The organism is Robinsoniella peoriensis, assembly GCF_000797495.1.
Classification (GTDB): domain Bacteria; phylum Bacillota; class Clostridia; order Lachnospirales; family Lachnospiraceae; genus Robinsoniella; species Robinsoniella peoriensis.
Window position 1 is genome coordinate 269,323 of the sequence record NZ_JTGN01000002.1, and the last position, 15,632, is coordinate 284,954.

General features: G+C 42.5%; 14 protein-coding genes. All 14 read left to right on the forward strand.

Translation table 11 applies throughout. From position 1 onward, the window contains the following. Positions 1-4: 4 nt before the first annotated feature. The 14 genes from QR40_RS05005 (at position 5) to lysS (ending at position 15,551) form a co-directional block, all read left to right on the forward strand. Positions 5-3,475 (forward strand): DNA polymerase III subunit alpha, encoded by a 3,471-nt coding sequence (locus QR40_RS05005; protein ID WP_044293731.1) that lies wholly within the window; start codon positions 5-7, stop codon positions 3,473-3,475. Positions 3,476-3,554: 79 nt separating this feature from the next. After that, the gene (gene pfkA / locus QR40_RS05010; RefSeq protein ID WP_027296029.1) at positions 3,555-4,529 is read left to right on the forward strand and encodes a 6-phosphofructokinase; all 975 of its coding nucleotides are present in this window, start codon (positions 3,555-3,557) and stop codon (positions 4,527-4,529) included. A gap of 16 nt (positions 4,530-4,545) precedes the next feature. Beyond that, positions 4,546-5,193: a potassium channel family protein gene (locus tag QR40_RS05015; RefSeq protein WP_044293733.1), complete on the forward strand. Its 648-nt coding sequence runs from the start codon at positions 4,546-4,548 to the stop codon at positions 5,191-5,193. Between the two features lie 106 nt (positions 5,194-5,299). Continuing rightward, positions 5,300-6,079 (forward strand): TrmH family RNA methyltransferase, encoded by a 780-nt coding sequence (locus tag QR40_RS05020; protein ID WP_044294002.1) that lies wholly within the window; start codon positions 5,300-5,302, stop codon positions 6,077-6,079. Between the two features lie 138 nt (positions 6,080-6,217). Further along, on the forward strand, positions 6,218-7,567 hold the full coding sequence (locus QR40_RS29515) for a cell wall hydrolase (RefSeq protein WP_052377977.1): 1,350 nt from the start codon (positions 6,218-6,220) through the stop codon (positions 7,565-7,567). Positions 7,568-7,719: 152 nt separating this feature from the next. Further along, the gene (locus tag QR40_RS05030) at positions 7,720-8,160 is read left to right on the forward strand and encodes an NfeD family protein (protein ID WP_176731019.1); all 441 of its coding nucleotides are present in this window, start codon (positions 7,720-7,722) and stop codon (positions 8,158-8,160) included. Positions 8,161-8,163: 3 nt separating this feature from the next. After that, a complete protein-coding gene (locus QR40_RS05035; RefSeq protein WP_044289659.1) occupies positions 8,164-9,111 on the forward strand; it encodes an SPFH domain-containing protein in 948 nt (315 codons plus the stop codon). 220 nt (positions 9,112-9,331) lie between these two features. After that, entirely contained in the window at positions 9,332-10,267 is a 936-nt protein-coding gene (gene argF / locus QR40_RS05040) for an ornithine carbamoyltransferase (protein ID WP_044293736.1), read from the forward strand. Between the two features lie 50 nt (positions 10,268-10,317). After that, the gene (locus tag QR40_RS05045) at positions 10,318-10,587 is read left to right on the forward strand and encodes a hypothetical protein (RefSeq protein WP_027296035.1); all 270 of its coding nucleotides are present in this window, start codon (positions 10,318-10,320) and stop codon (positions 10,585-10,587) included. Positions 10,588-10,620: 33 nt separating this feature from the next. Further along, positions 10,621-11,601: a biotin--[acetyl-CoA-carboxylase] ligase gene (locus tag QR40_RS05050; RefSeq protein ID WP_044293737.1), complete on the forward strand. Its 981-nt coding sequence runs from the start codon at positions 10,621-10,623 to the stop codon at positions 11,599-11,601. Between the two features lie 25 nt (positions 11,602-11,626). After that, a complete protein-coding gene (locus QR40_RS05055) occupies positions 11,627-11,962 on the forward strand; it encodes a DUF6145 family protein (RefSeq protein ID WP_027296037.1) in 336 nt (111 codons plus the stop codon). Next, positions 11,952-12,911: a tRNA dihydrouridine synthase DusB gene (gene dusB, locus QR40_RS05060; protein ID WP_044293739.1), complete on the forward strand. Its 960-nt coding sequence runs from the start codon at positions 11,952-11,954 to the stop codon at positions 12,909-12,911. The genes QR40_RS05055 and dusB overlap by 11 nt, the downstream gene beginning before the upstream one ends. A 203-nt stretch (positions 12,912-13,114) precedes the next feature. Continuing rightward, positions 13,115-13,597 (forward strand): transcription elongation factor GreA, encoded by a 483-nt coding sequence (greA, locus tag QR40_RS05065; RefSeq protein ID WP_027296039.1) that lies wholly within the window; start codon positions 13,115-13,117, stop codon positions 13,595-13,597. Between the two features lie 16 nt (positions 13,598-13,613). Continuing rightward, complete coding sequence (gene lysS, locus QR40_RS05070; RefSeq protein ID WP_044293740.1) at positions 13,614-15,551, forward strand: lysine--tRNA ligase; 1,938 nt, start codon at positions 13,614-13,616, stop codon at positions 15,549-15,551. The last annotated feature ends 81 nt before the right edge of the window (positions 15,552-15,632 follow it).

The following is a 15,632-nucleotide window of genomic DNA, read 5'->3' on the forward strand; positions in this document are numbered from 1 at the left end:
ATAGATGAATTTTACACATTTACACGTCCATACAGAATACAGTCTGCTGGATGGATCGAATAAGATAAAAGAATATGTAGCAAGAGTCAAAGAATTGGGAATGAACAGTGCGGCGATTACAGACCATGGGGTTATGTACGGCGTCATCGATTTTTACCGGGCGGCAAAAGAGGCAGGAATTAATCCGGTGATCGGCTGTGAGGTATATGTTGCACCCAACTCCAGATTTGATAAAGAAGCGGCCGGGGGAGATGACAGATATTATCACCTGGTCCTTTTAGCTGAAAACAACCAGGGTTACAGTAACCTGATGAAGATTGTATCCAAAGGATTTGTAGAAGGATTTTATTATAAACCCCGTGTGGATATGGAAGTTCTGGAAACTTACAGTGAAGGAATAATAGCTCTTAGCGCCTGCCTGGCAGGAGAAGTGCAGAAGTATCTTGTGCGTGGAATGTATGAGGATGCAAAAAAAGCGGCTCTTCGGTATGAGGGCATATTTGGAAAAGGGAATTACTTCCTGGAGTTACAGGATCACGGGATTCCGGAACAGAAGATGGTAAATCCCCAGCTGCTGCGCATGAGCAAAGAATTGGATATCGGGCTGGTAGCCACAAACGATGTTCACTATACTTATGCAGAGGATGAATCTCCCCATGATATTCTGCTTTGTATTCAGACTGCAAAGAAACTGGATGACGAAGACCGTATGCGCTATGAGGGAGGACAGTATTATGTCAAATCCCCGGAGGAAATGTCAAACTTATTTCCGTATGCGCCGGAGGCATTGGAAAATACACAAAAAATTGCAGACCGCTGCCATGTGGAAATTGAGTTCGGTGTAACAAAACTTCCCAAATATGATGTACCGGATGGATATTCCTCCTGGGAATACCTGAACAAGCTCTGTTTTGATGGTATGGATGAACGTTATCAACCGGTAACGGATGATTTGCGGTCACGTCTGGAATATGAACTTGGAATTATTAAGGAAATGGGATATGTGGATTATTTCCTGATAGTCTGGGATTTTATTAAATACGCTAAAGATCATGATATTATCGTGGGACCGGGACGTGGCTCGGCAGCAGGAAGCCTTGTTTCCTATACACTGGGGATTACTACCCTGGATCCTATTAAATACAGCCTGCTGTTTGAACGTTTTCTGAATCCCGAACGTGTATCCATGCCCGATATCGACGTGGACTTCTGTTTCGAAAGAAGGCAGGAAGTAATTGATTATGTAGTGGAGAAATACGGAAAAGACCGTGTTGTACAGATTGTTACCTTTGGTACTATGGCTGCAAGAGGTGTTATCCGCGATGTGGGCCGTGTTATGGATCTGCCTTATGCAATGGTGGATTCCATTGCGAAAATGATACCGAATGAGTTAAACATTACCATAGATAAAGCGCTGATCATGAATGGGGAAATGAAAAGCCTCTATGAATCTGATTCACAGGTCAAGACGCTGATTGATATGTCAAAAAGGCTGGAAGGACTGCCGCGGCACACCTCCATGCATGCTGCCGGAGTTGTTATCAGCCAGAAGTCTGTGGATGAATATGTTCCCCTTTCCAGGGCATCTGACGGTTCCATTACCACCCAGTTTACGATGACCACCCTGGAAGAACTTGGGCTGCTGAAGATGGATTTCCTTGGGCTTCGAACTCTGACTGTAATACAGAATGCGGTTCGTCTGGCAGAAAAGAGCACTGGAATCTGCCTGGATATGGAAAAAATAGATTATAACGATAAAGAAGTGCTGGATTCCATCGGAACCGGAAGAACAGACGGTGTGTTCCAGTTGGAAAGCGCCGGAATGAAGAGCTTTATGAAAGAATTGAAGCCGCAGAGTCTGGAAGACATTATCGCAGGAATATCCCTGTACCGTCCGGGTCCTATGGATTTTATACCACAGTATATCCGTGGTAAGAATAATCCGGAGAGCATCACCTATGACTGCCCTCAGCTGGAAGCAATCCTGGAGCCCACATACGGCTGTATTGTATATCAGGAACAGGTTATGCAGATTGTTCGGGATCTGGGAGGATATACACTTGGGCGAAGCGATCTGCTGCGCCGTGCCATGTCTAAGAAAAAGGCATCGGTTATGGAAAAAGAGCGCCAGAATTTCGTGTATGGAAATGAAGAGGAAGGCGTTGCCGGCTGTATCAATAATGGTATCGATGAAAAAGTTGCAAATAAAATATACGATGATATGATCGATTTTGCCAAGTATGCATTTAATAAATCCCATGCGGCGGCATACGGTGTGGTATCTTATCAGACAGCATATCTGAAATATTACTATCCGGTTGAATTTATGGCGGCGCTTATGACGTCTGTCATTGATAATCCCACCAAAGTATCAGAATATATCCTGACCTGCCGCCAGATGGGAATCGATATTCTGCCCCCGGATATCAATGTAGGGGAAAGTGCGTTTTCAGCAGATGGAAAATCCATCCGATACGGACTGTCTGCCATTAAAAGTGTTGGAAAACCGGTTATTGAGGCAATTGTATCCGAACGTGTCCAGAGAGGATCCTATAAGTCTCTAAAAGATTTTATTGAGCGGTTATCCGGTAAAGAGGTTAATAAGCGGACAATAGAAAGCTTTATTAAAGCGGGCGCACTGGACGGACTGGGAGGAACCAGAAAGCAGTTCATGATGATTTACGTACAGATCATGGACAGTGTCAATCAGGAACGGAAATATTCCCTATCCGGACAGATGTCTCTGTTTGATCTTGTAAGCGAGGAAGAAAAAAAAGAATTCGAAATCCGTCTGCCGGACGTAGGAGAATATGAAAAAGAGCAGCTGCTCAGTTTTGAAAAGGAAGTTCTGGGCGTGTATATCAGCGGTCATCCGCTTCAGGAATATGAAGAAAGATGGCGTAAAAATATCTCCCAGGTAACATCAGATTTCATGATTGATGAGGAAATTGGAGTAACAAAGGTAGCAGATGGTATAAAAGCCATAATCGGAGGAATGATTATCAGTAAAACGATAAAACACACCAGAACGAATAAAACAATGGCATTTATTACCATAGAAGATCTGGTGGGTACCGTGGAAGTGGTAATTTTTCCTAAGGATTATGAGAAGTTCAAGGATCTTCTTGTTGAAGACAGTAAAGTATTTGTAAAAGGAAGGGTTTCTACCGAAGACGACAAACCCAGCAAACTGATCTGTGAAAAGATCTGGGAATTTGAAGAAGCACCAAGGGAACTCTGGATACAATTTGAAGATAAAGAAACTTTTGTGAAGTCAGAAGAGACACTCTATGGACTGCTGCGCCAGTCTGATGGGAAAGATGCCGTGGTCATATATGTGCGAAATCCAAAGTCTGTTAAGAGGCTGGAACGCAACTGGTCAGTACGGATTGAAGAGCAGCTTTTACGGAAACTTGCTGAAAATTTTGGGGGGAATAACGTAAAAGTTGTAGAAAAGAGTATTGAAAAGTTGTAGAAAATGAATTAGAATGTTTAGGATGAGGAAATTGTATATAAATGAATTAAGGTGAACCTAAAATGAAGGAGGCACAAAAATGGCAAAGCAAATAGAGACAATCGGAGTGTTAACAAGTGGTGGAGATGCACCCGGAATGAACGCTGCAATTCGTGCAGTAGTACGAAGAGCAATTTCAAGCGGTAAAAAAGTAAAGGGTATTTTAAAAGGCTATAATGGCCTGTTAAATGAAGAAATTATTGACTTATCGGCACGTGATGTATCAGATACCATTTCACGGGGAGGTACGATTCTCTATACGGCACGTTGTGCTGAGTTCAGAACAGCAGAAGGACAGAAGCAGGGAGCAGAAGTCTGCAAAAAACACGGCATTGACGGTCTTGTAGTTATTGGTGGAGACGGATCTTTTGCCGGAGCACAGAAACTTGCGAACCTGGGAGTAAATACCATTGGGGTTCCGGGAACAATAGATCTTGATATTGCTTGTTCCGAGTATACAATCGGTTTTGATACCGCTGTTAATACAGCGATGCAGGCAATTGATAAAGTACGTGATACTTCTACATCCCATGAAAGATGCAGTATTATCGAGGTAATGGGACGTGGTGCAGGCTATATCGCATTATGGTGCGGTATTGCAAATGGAGCAGAAGATATTCTGATTCCTGAAAAGTATGATTATGACGAACAGAAATTAATTAATAACATTATTAATAATAGAAAACGCGGTAAAAAGCACCATATTATTATCAACGCGGAAGGAATCGGACATTCTACCAGTATGGCAAGGAGAATCGAAGCTGCTACCGGTGTTGAGACCAGAGCAACGATTCTGGGACATATGCAGCGTGGCGGAAGCCCTACCTGTAAGGATCGTGTGTATGCATCTATGATGGGCGCATATGCAACTGATTTATTATGTGATGGTAAGACAAACCGTGTAGTTGGATATAAAAACGGAGACTTCACTGATTTCGATATTAATGAAGCTCTGGCAATGCAAAAAGGAATTTCAGAATTTATGTTTGAGGTAAGCAGATCTCTTTCAGTATAAGATAAGGAGTATCAGGATGGCAGTAAAATCCTTTGTAGTTTTTGGGTTAGGTAAGTTCGGTGTCAGCGTTGCAACTGCGCTCAGTAATAATGGATGTGAAGTGCTGGCGGTGGATATGGACCCGGATAAGGTACAGGACATTGCAGATGAAGTAACATATGCAGTAAGAGCGAATGTAACAGATCCGGAAGTATTTAAAAGCCTGGGACTGCGAAATATGGATGGGGCAGTTGTTGCGATATCCGGAAATATGGAAGCAAGTGTGATGGCTACCATATTGGCGAAAGAAGCGGGAATACCGTATATTCTGGCGAAGGCTACCAGCCGCATTCATGCCACGGTATTGGAAAAAGTCGGCGCAGACCATGTAATATCGCCGGAAAGCGAAATGGGATCCCGTGTAGCAAGGAATATGGTATTTGGCAGATTTGTAGATACATTTGAACTTTCTTCTACCTATAGTATGGTGGAAATGGAAGTACCGGAATCCTGGATAGGAAGTACCTTAAGGGAGCTGGATATCCGTAATAAGTTTGGAGTTAACATCATCGCCTATAAAATAGGGGATCAGGTAAATGTAAATCTGGACCCGGATGAACCGATGCGGGCAGAACAAACACTGCTAACGGTTGGTGATAATGAAAAACTGAGGAAGATCAGGTAGTATAAGTTTTAACATAAAGTAATTGAAGAATTTGAATGAAAATAAAATAGATAAAGATGAAAAGGCGCTGATGAAAATTAGCGCCTTTTGTCAGAATAGGAGAAATATGATTACCAGTACGTCAAATCAGCAGATTAAGAATCTGCTTCAACTTCAGAAAAAGGGTAAAGTACGGAAAGAACAGGATGTGTTTGTGGTTGAAGGCGTTAAGATGTATCAGGAAGCACCCGGGGAACGGATTGTAAAGACTTATGTTTCGAAGACCTTCTATGAAAAGCCGGAAAATAAAAAGCTTCTGGCGGGAGACAGGCTGGAGGTGGTAGAAGACCGGGTATTTGATGCTGCATCCGATACTAAAACCCCTCAGGGAATTTTGAGCATTGTAAAACAATCCCACTATAACTTAGGAGAGATTCTTACATCTTCTGCCACACCCCATCTATTAATCCTTGAGAATCTCCAGGATCCGGGAAACCTTGGAACGATTATGCGGACGGCAGAGGGTGCCGGTGTGAATGGAATTATTATGACATCAGATACGGTAGATATCTATAATCCAAAAACAATCCGGTCTACGATGGGGTCGCTGTACCGGGTACCATTTTTTTACACTGGTAATATAGAAGAAGTTTTAAAAGAATTAAGAAAAAAAAATATAAAAACCTATGCTGCGCATCTGAAAGGAGCCCGCAGCTACTATGAAGAAGACTATTCTGCGGGAACGGCATTTCTGATTGGAAATGAAGGGAATGGCTTAAGTGAGGGGCTAAGCGCCCGGTCGGACTGTTACATCAAGATCCCCATGTCAGGCCAGGTAGAATCATTAAATGCGGCTATAGCGGCATCTATATTAATGTATGAAGTGAAGCGCCAGAGGAGAATCTAATGAAAACTTAAGAAATAAGGTTGACAATCTCCTCATATTATTGTACAATACATTCGTAACATAATTTAATAGATTTGTAATAATTGTAATGGAATAGTAGTAAATATTTCATGCAACGCAGTTATTCAGGAGGTAAAAATGAAGGGTAGAATGAAACCTGCAATTTGCTGTACTGTATCAGCGCTTACACTTTCCATGGCAGTATCGATGGTGTCTATGGCGAAAGAAATGCCAAATGCAGGGACATCAAACATACAAGATCAGACACAAGAAAGCGACTGGAATTATCGTGCGGTTGCGGATGTAACGGACGAATTATTTATCAGATCAATGGGTTCCGAGAACGGTAAGATTATTGGCTATCTGCCAAGTGCCGGCGGAGCATATGTTCTGGAAAAAGGGGATGACTGGACTAAGGTTCGCTCAGGAGATGTTGTAGGCTACATAAAGACAGAATATCTTGCATTTGGACAAGATGCTAAGAAACTGGCTGAAGTTTATGGTACTCCGGGAGTAGAGATCTCTTGGGACGGAGTAAATATTTTTAATAATGCCGATCCGGCAGCGAAAATTGTGGATACGGTAAACAGGGGCGAAGGTTACGAGTATACGTCGAATGACGGTACTTGGGTAAATATTCAGCTGGACAATTCAAAAAGTGCGTATGTTCCTGCTGAAGATGTAAAAGAAACACTGCTTCTTGAAACCGCGGTTCCGACGGACGACTATGTGGCACCGGTGAGTGCTTACAGCAATGGAAATTATACAAGTAACAGTACCAATCAGACATCAGGAAATAACGGTTCAGCCAATACAGGAAACTCTGATAATTCTCAGAATGTGAATAATGTTCCGGAAACAGAGACGACCTGGACGGAAACACCGCAGACAGAAACAACCTGGACAGAAGCACCGCAGACAGAGGCTGCCTGGACAGAAGCGCCTCAGACAGAGACAGCCTGGACAGAAGCACCGCAGACGGAAACAACCTGGACAGAGGCACCACAGACGGAAACGACCTGGACAGAAGCGCCTCAGACAGAGACAACCTGGACAGAGGCACCGGAGACAGAAGCACCTGTAACGGAAACGCCGGCAACAGAGGCACCGGCAACGGAAGCACCGGAGACAGAATCCAATGCAAGTTCCTCAGCAAGTGCCGATGATTTAACTCTGTTGGCATCTATCATTTACTGTGAGGCAGGAAATCAGCCCCGGGATGGTAAAGTGGCAGTAGGTGCAGTTGTAATGAACCGTGTGGCAAGTTCTTCATTTGCCGGCAATATCCGTGACGTTATTTACGAAAGCGGACAGTTCATGCCGACCTGGGATGGAAGTATGTCAAGTGCATTAGCTAATGGAGTGCCAAGTGACTGCTACGAAGCAGCACAGGCTGCCCTGAACGGAGAAAATCCGGTAGGGGGCGCATTGTACTTCAACACAGGTTCCGGAAAAGGAATCAAGATTGGAGCACATCAGTTTTACTAATATGTGAATTGATAGAAGGAAGCCGAACACCTAAATGGTGACGGCTTCCTTTTTATCCCTTCTGAAATATATGAAACTTAAGTTGTATTTTCCTACTATTTATAGTAAAATATAGAGGTAACATATAAATACTCTGACAGGAGGGTAATATTATGGAAATAGAATCTATTTGTTGGCTCGTTTTATTTATTCTCCTTATTGTAATCGAACTTGCTACGATGGGTTTGACAACAATCTGGTTTGCAGGAGGATCCGTTGCAGGGTTCATTGTATCGGTTCTGGATGGAAATATTCTACTTCAAATCCTGGCATTTGTTATTGTCTCCGTGGTACTTTTGATTTTTACAAGACCATTTGCAGTCAGATATGTGAATAAAAATCGGACTAAGACGAATGTGGATAGTTTGGTTGGCAAGAAGGCAATCGTAACCAAAGCGATTGACAATCTTCTGGGGGAAGGCCAGGCAGTGGTGAATGGCTTGGAATGGACTGCCCGCACAGGTGATGATAAAGTGAAGATTGCAGAAGGGAAGACCGTAGTAATCGAGCGGATCAGCGGAGTGAAATTAATTGTAAAAGAGAAGGAGAATTAAGTTATGGATACTAACGTTTCATCGGTTTTTGTACCTATTTTGATTATTGTGTTAATCATTATTTTATTATTGTTAGTGGTATCTTGTATTAAGATTGTTCCTCAGGCTCAGGCATTAGTTGTAGAACGACTTGGCGGATACCAGGGAACCTGGTCTGTAGGCTTACATTTTAAAGTTCCTTTTATCGACAGAATTGCTAAAAAAGTGTTATTAAAAGAGCAGGTTGTAGATTTTGCACCTCAGCCTGTAATTACCAAAGATAATGTAACGATGCGAATTGATACGGTTGTATTCTTCCAGATAACAGATCCGAAGCTTTTTGCATATGGAGTTGAGAATCCGATTATGGCAATCGAAAATCTGACAGCCACCACCTTACGTAATATTATCGGTGACATGGAACTGGATCAGACGCTTACCTCCAGAGAGATTATTAATACAAAGATGCGTTCATCTCTAGATATTGCAACAGATCCATGGGGAATCAAGGTTAACCGCGTGGAATTAAAGAATATTATTCCGCCGGCAGCAATTCAGGATGCCATGGAAAAACAGATGAAGGCTGAACGTGAACGAAGAGAATCGATTCTTCGGGCGGAAGGTGAGAAGAGATCTACAGTTCTGGTAGCTGAAGGACATAAAGAATCTACTATTTTAGAAGCAGAAGCAGAAAAACAGTCGGCAATCCTTCGTGCAGAAGCACAAAAGGAAAGGATGATCCGTGAAGCTGAAGGTGAAGCGGAAGCAATTATTAAAGTACAGAAAGCAAATGCAGACGGTATCCGTTTCTTAAAAGAAGCTGGAGCAGATCAGTCCGTATTAGCACTTAAGAGCTTCGAAGCATTAGAGAAAGTAGCAGATGGTCAGGCAACTAAGATTATTATTCCGTCTGAGATACAAAATGTAGCAGGGCTTGTAAAGTCCATTACGGAAATTGCAAAGGATATTTAATAAGTAAAGAAGATCAACAGAGTAAAATGATGGGCGAGAAGAAGTAAAGGGCTGTGGGGATTTGGCAGAAGGGATTAGAAATTCTGCTTTATTCCCACAGTTTTTATGTTCTATAAGAGATAATATGTTGAACAAAACGTAGAACAGTGGTATGATGGAAAACAAATCACGATATTATTTGGTCAATACGGTACCAGGAGCACAAATAGGAGGAAAGATGATGAATTTAAAAGGACGCAGTTTTTTAACATTAAAAGATTTCACTTCTGAAGAAATAGAATACCTGCTGGAACTTGCAGGAGAACTTAAGGAAAAAAAGAAACGCGGTGTACTGGGAAACAGTCTGCGTGGAAAAAATGTTGCTTTGATTTTTGAAAAGCCATCAACCAGAACTAGATGTGCATTTACTATCGGCTGTACAGATGAAGGCGGTCATCCGGAGTATTTGGGAAAGGATGATATACAGTTAGGCCATAAAGAAAGTGTGGAAGATACCGCAAGAGTACTGGGACGTATGTTTGACGGAATTGAATTTCGCGGATTCAAGCATGAAACAGTTGAAAAACTGGCAGAATATGCAGGAGTACCGGTGTGGAACGGTTTGACAGATGATTATCATCCAACGCAGATTCTGGCTGATATGCTCACAATGAAGGAACATTTCGGTTATCTGAAAGGACTTCGTTTTGTATACTTAGGCGACGGACGTAATAATATGGCAAACAGTCTGATGATCGGGTGCGCCAAACTGGGTGTTCATTTCACAATTATTGCACCCAGGGAATTATGGCCGAAAGATGATCTGGTAGCGTTATGTGAAGAATACGCGAAGGATTCTCAGGCAACGGTTACAATAACAGATTCTACAGACGGTGTTCAGGATGCGGATGTGCTCTATACGGATGTATGGTGCTCCATGGGTGAAGAGGACAAGGCGGCAGAACGTATTGCGTTATTATCACCATATCAGATTAACAGTGAACTGATGCATAAAACAGGCAAAGATACAACTATTTTTATGCATTGCCTGCCTGCAGTAAAAGGAAAAGAAGTTACGGAAGAAGTATTTGAATCGGCAGCTTCTGTTGTATTTGATGAAGCTGAGAACCGTATGCATACAATCAAAGCTGTTATGGTAGCAACTCTTGGCGAGTAATTTTCGTATGGGAGAAAGCCAGCCGGCTTGCGCTATTCAGGGGTATTAATATGAAGAAATTTGCAAATAAGAGATCTCTGGATCTTGAGGTGGCAGGGACAATAGCCAGTTTCGCCATAATTATATTAACGGTGGCAGCATTTTGGGATTATCAGTATGGGCAGCGGATATTTATAGCCGTGTTTCTTATGGGGACGATACTCAATGGAAGTCTTGCCGGTATGAACTGGTATCGGCGTCATATTGCGGCGGGAATTCTGTTTACCATTCTGACAATGATTTATCTCGGTGTCTGCGTGTATGCCGCACTGGCAGTTTAGAATTTAAGACACGCTCAAGGAGGGCAATGATTTGTGAAAAGTAAAATATTAGATGCGCTTCGCAGTGCCGAAGACTATGTCTCCGGGCAGGAGCTCTGTGAAAAATTCGGTGTCACCAGAACGGCAATCTGGAAGGCAATGAACCAGCTGAAAGAAGAAGGATATGAGATAGAAGCAATTTCCAATAAAGGATATCGGCTGAAAGGGTGCCCGGACAGCGTGAAAGCAGAGGAACTGCTCAGCCTGTTGAATACGAAGTGGGCAGGGCAGCAGATCGCTTATATTCAGGAAGTGGATTCTACCAATAATTATGCCAGGCGGCTGGCAGAAAATGGTGCGGTACATGGAACTCTGGCAGTAACAGACCGTCAGTACGGCGGTAAGGGAAGACGGGGTAAAACCTGGAGTATGCCGGAAAAAAGCTCTGTGGCAATGACATTAATCATACGCCCTCAGATGAATCCGGGGAAAGCATCTATGCTGACACTGGTGATGGGACTTGCAGTAGCTAGAGCTGTGCATCGCATGCTGGGACTTCCGGCGAAGATTAAATGGCCTAATGATGTGGTATTAAACGGCAGGAAAATCTGTGGGATTCTCACAGAGATGAGTGCAGAGATGGAAGCGGTGAATTATATTGTAATCGGTGCAGGCATCAATGTAAATATGAACGAAATACCTAAAGAAATTGAAGCCGTGGCAACATCTTTATCGCTGGAATGTAATAAGAAGATCCATCGCGCAGAAGTAATTCAGTATTGCATGGAAGAGTTTGAGCGGTGTTACGAGAAATTTATGCAGACACAGGATTTATCCCTTTTATTAGAAGAATATAATGAGGTCCTTGTAAATAGAGGAAATATGGTGAAGGTGCTGGAACCAGGCAATGTGTATACGGGAATGTCAGAGGGCATTAACAGCCAGGGTGAACTGCTTGTTACCAAAGAAAGCGGAGAACAGGTTCGGGTGTTTGCAGGTGAGGTATCTGTCCGTGGATTTTACGGATATGTATAAAGTAAACAGGTGTCAGGAGGAAACGATGTACCAGGATAAAGTAGTATTATGCGGAGCAAGCGCATATGAGCAAAAATTTTATTTAAATGAGAACTTCGCCGCTCTTCCCGACAGTATAAAAGACGAGTTGAAGATTATGTGCGTCTTATATACTCAGGACGTGGGGGGAGTGTTAACCCTTGAATTTGAAGAGGATGGAACGCTTTGTTTTCATACCGAGGCTCATGAATCGGATTATGCCTATGATGAAATCGGGAGCGTGCTAAAGATCAAAGAACTTCAGAGGAGCAAAGAGGAACTGCTTCGCTCACTGGAGATGTATTATAAAGTATTTTTTCTTGGAGAAGACTATGAAGATTAAGATAGGCAGCGTAGAGCTGGCAAATCCATTTGTCTTAGCGCCGATGGCAGGGGTAACTGACCTGCCATTTCGCTTGCTTTGCAAAGAGCAGGGGGCAGGACTTTTAAGTATGGAGATGGTGAGTGCAAAAGCGATTTCCTTCCATAATAAGAATACAGAAAAACTAATGGAAATAGAAAAATCAGAACATCCCATAGCGTTGCAGCTTTTTGGATCAGATCCCCATATTATCAGTGAAATGGCAAAGGAAATTGAAGAAAAAGAATTTGATATTCTGGATATTAATATGGGATGTCCGGTCCCGAAGGTAGTGAATAACCAGGAAGGTTCCGCACTCATGAAAGATCCCGGGAGAGTTGAGGCAATTGTAAGCAAAACTGTAAAAGCCGTAAATAAACCGGTAACCGTCAAGATCAGAAAAGGTTTTGACGAAGAGCATGTTAATGCGGTAGAGATAGCCAGAATTATAGAAGGATGCGGAGCGGCGGCAATTACGATACATGGCAGAACCAGAGAACAGTATTATTCCGGAGAAGCAGACTGGGAAATAATAAGACAGGTAAAAGAGGCAGTTCGTATACCGGTTATCGGAAATGGTGATGTTACGGATCCACTGTCAGCAGAGAAGATGATGAAAGAGACCGGATGTGACGGAATCATGATAGGAAGGGCGGCAAGAGGAAATCCATGGATATTCAGGGACTTGGCTGCATACTTTGAAAGGGGGGTTATACTCCCAAAACCTTCGATTCCGGAATTAAAGGAAATGATTCTCAAACATGCATCTCTTCAGCTTCAATATAAAGGGGCATATACCGGAATCCGGGAAATGAGGAAGCACGTTGCATGGTATACTGCAGGGTATCCTCATTCGGCTGCTATACGCAGATGTGTAAATGAGATTGAGAGTATGGAACAGTTGGAAAAAATGCTGGAAGAGAAATTTTAATATCTGGAAGATACTGGATGGCGCTATTTCGACTTTGAGATTCTTGACAATTTGCCATTGATAGGATATAATACTGTGATTGTTACGTAAACGTACGATTCACCTCATTTTATAGAATGGGAACAGTCCTATAAACTGAGGTGTTTCGTTCGAAGGGGCTTGAAAACAAATACAAGAATAGATGTAGGAAGGGTGCAATAAGAATGGAAGAAAAGAAGAACTTATTAACTTATGCGGGATTAAAAAGCCTGGAAGAAGAGCTTCATGATTTAAAGGTTGTAAAAAGAAAAGAAGTTGCCGGTAAGATTAAAGAGGCAAGAGAGCAGGGCGACCTGTCCGAAAATGCGGAATACGATGCAGCGAAAGATGAACAGAGAGATATAGAAGCAAGAATTGAGCAGATTGAAAAAATCTTAAAAAATGCAGAAGTTATTGTGGAAGATGAAGTTGATTTAGACAAAATCAGCGTTGGATGTGCTGTGAAAGTATATGATGCTGAATTTGAAGAAGAACTGGACTTTAAGATCGTAGGTTCTTCCGAAGCAAACAGTCTTCAGGGTAAGATTTCAAATGAGTCTCCGGTTGGAAAAGCATTAATCGGCGCTAAAGTTGGCGATGAAGTAGTTGTGGAAACCCAGGCGGGAGATATGAAATATAAGGTTTTAGAAATACAAAGATCCATTTAATGAAGGAGGAAAGACAGTGGCTGAACAGAAGAAGGTACAGGAACAGGATATTAATCAGTTGTTAAAGGTACGCCGCGAGAAGCTGGAAGAATTACAGGCGAACGGTAATAATCCTTTTGAAATTATGAAATATGATGTAGACCATCATAGCAGAGAAGTGAAAGAGAATTTTGAAGAGCTGGAAGGCAAACAGGTTTCCCTGGCTGGACGTATTATGTCCAAACGTGTTATGGGAAAAGCTTCTTTTTGCAATATTCAGGATCTGGAAGGAAATATCCAGTCTTATGTTGCAAGAGACAGTATCGGAGAAGAAGAATACAAAGCATTTAAGAAAATGGATATTGGTGATATCGTTGGCTTAAAGGGTGAAGTATTTAAAACGAAAACAGGTGAAATCTCAATTCATGCATCTGCAGTATCTCTGTTGTCTAAGAGTCTTCAGATCCTGCCGGAAAAATTCCATGGACTGACCAATACAGATATCCGTTACCGTCAGAGATATGTGGATTTAATCATGAACCAGGATGTGAAGGAAACCTTTGTGAAACGTTCCAAGATCATTAGCTGCATTCGTCAGTACCTGGATGGGAACGGATTTATGGAAGTAGAAACTCCGATCCTGGTTCCAAATGCAGGCGGAGCTGCTGCCAGACCTTTTGACACACATTATAATGCATTAGATGAAGATGTGCATCTGAGAATTTCTCTGGAGTTATATCTGAAGAGACTGATCGTAGGCGGACTGGAACGCGTTTATGAAATTGGACGTGTTTTCCGTAACGAAGGATTGGATACCAGACATAATCCGGAATTTACATTACTAGAGCTCTATCAGGCATATACAGATTACCATGGCATGATGGATCTGTCTGAGAACCTTTACCGTCATGTAGCGCAGGAAGTCCTGGGTACAACAGTAATTAACTATGGTGACGTGGAGATCGATTTATCCAAGCCTTTCGAACGTCTTACTATGGTAGAAGCGGTGAAGAAATATGCAGGTGTGGACTTTAATGAAATCAAGACAGAAGAAGAAGCGAAAGCTTTAGCTGATAAAAAGGGTGTACACTACGAGGCCAGACATAAAAAGGGCGATATCCTGAATCTTCTTTTTGAAGAATTTGTAGAGGAACAGCTGGTTCAGCCAACCTTTATTATGGATCATCCGGTGGAAGTATCTCCTCTTGCGAAGAGAATACCTGGAAATCCGGATTATACAGAGCGTTTCGAACTGTTTATCACTAAACGAGAGATGGCAAATGCGTTCTCCGAATTAAATGACCCAATCGACCAGCGCGGACGTTTTGAAGCACAGGAAGAATTAAAGGCTCAGGGAGACGAAGAAGCCAACAGCGTTGATGAAGACTTCTTAAATGCCCTGGAACATGGTATGCCGCCTACAGGTGGAATTGGAATCGGTATTGACCGTATGGTAATGCTGCTTACGAATGCTGCAGCGATTCGTGATGTGCTGTTATTCCCCACAATGAAGAGCATCGGCGGTTCTGATGCTTCTGCAAAAAAAGGAAAAACAGAAAATGCAGCACCGGTACAGGAAGTAAAAGCTGCGGAAGCTATCGATTTTTCAAAGGTAAAAGTGGAGCCTCTTTTTGAAGAAATGGTGGATTTTGAGACCTTCTCAAAGGCTGATTACAGAGCTGTGAAGGTAAAAGAATGTACAGCAGTTCCGAAGAGCAAGAAGCTTTTGAAGTTTGTTCTGGACGATGGTTCAGGCACAGAAAGAGTGATTTTAAGCGGTATTCACGAGTATTACGAGCCGGAAGACCTGGTTGGAAAAACTTGTATTGCAATCGTAAATCTGCCTCCAAGACCTATGATGGGCATTGATTCTTGTGGAATGCTGATTTCAGCAGTTCATGAGGATGACGGGAAAGAAGGTCTGAATCTTTTGATGGTGGATGACCGGATTCCGGCAGGTGCAAAGCTGTATTAAGATAGCTGCGTATAATTTTAGTCCTCAGAAGCGATTATGCTTCTGGGGATTTTTAGGTTTTAATAGCATAATGGGTGTTTA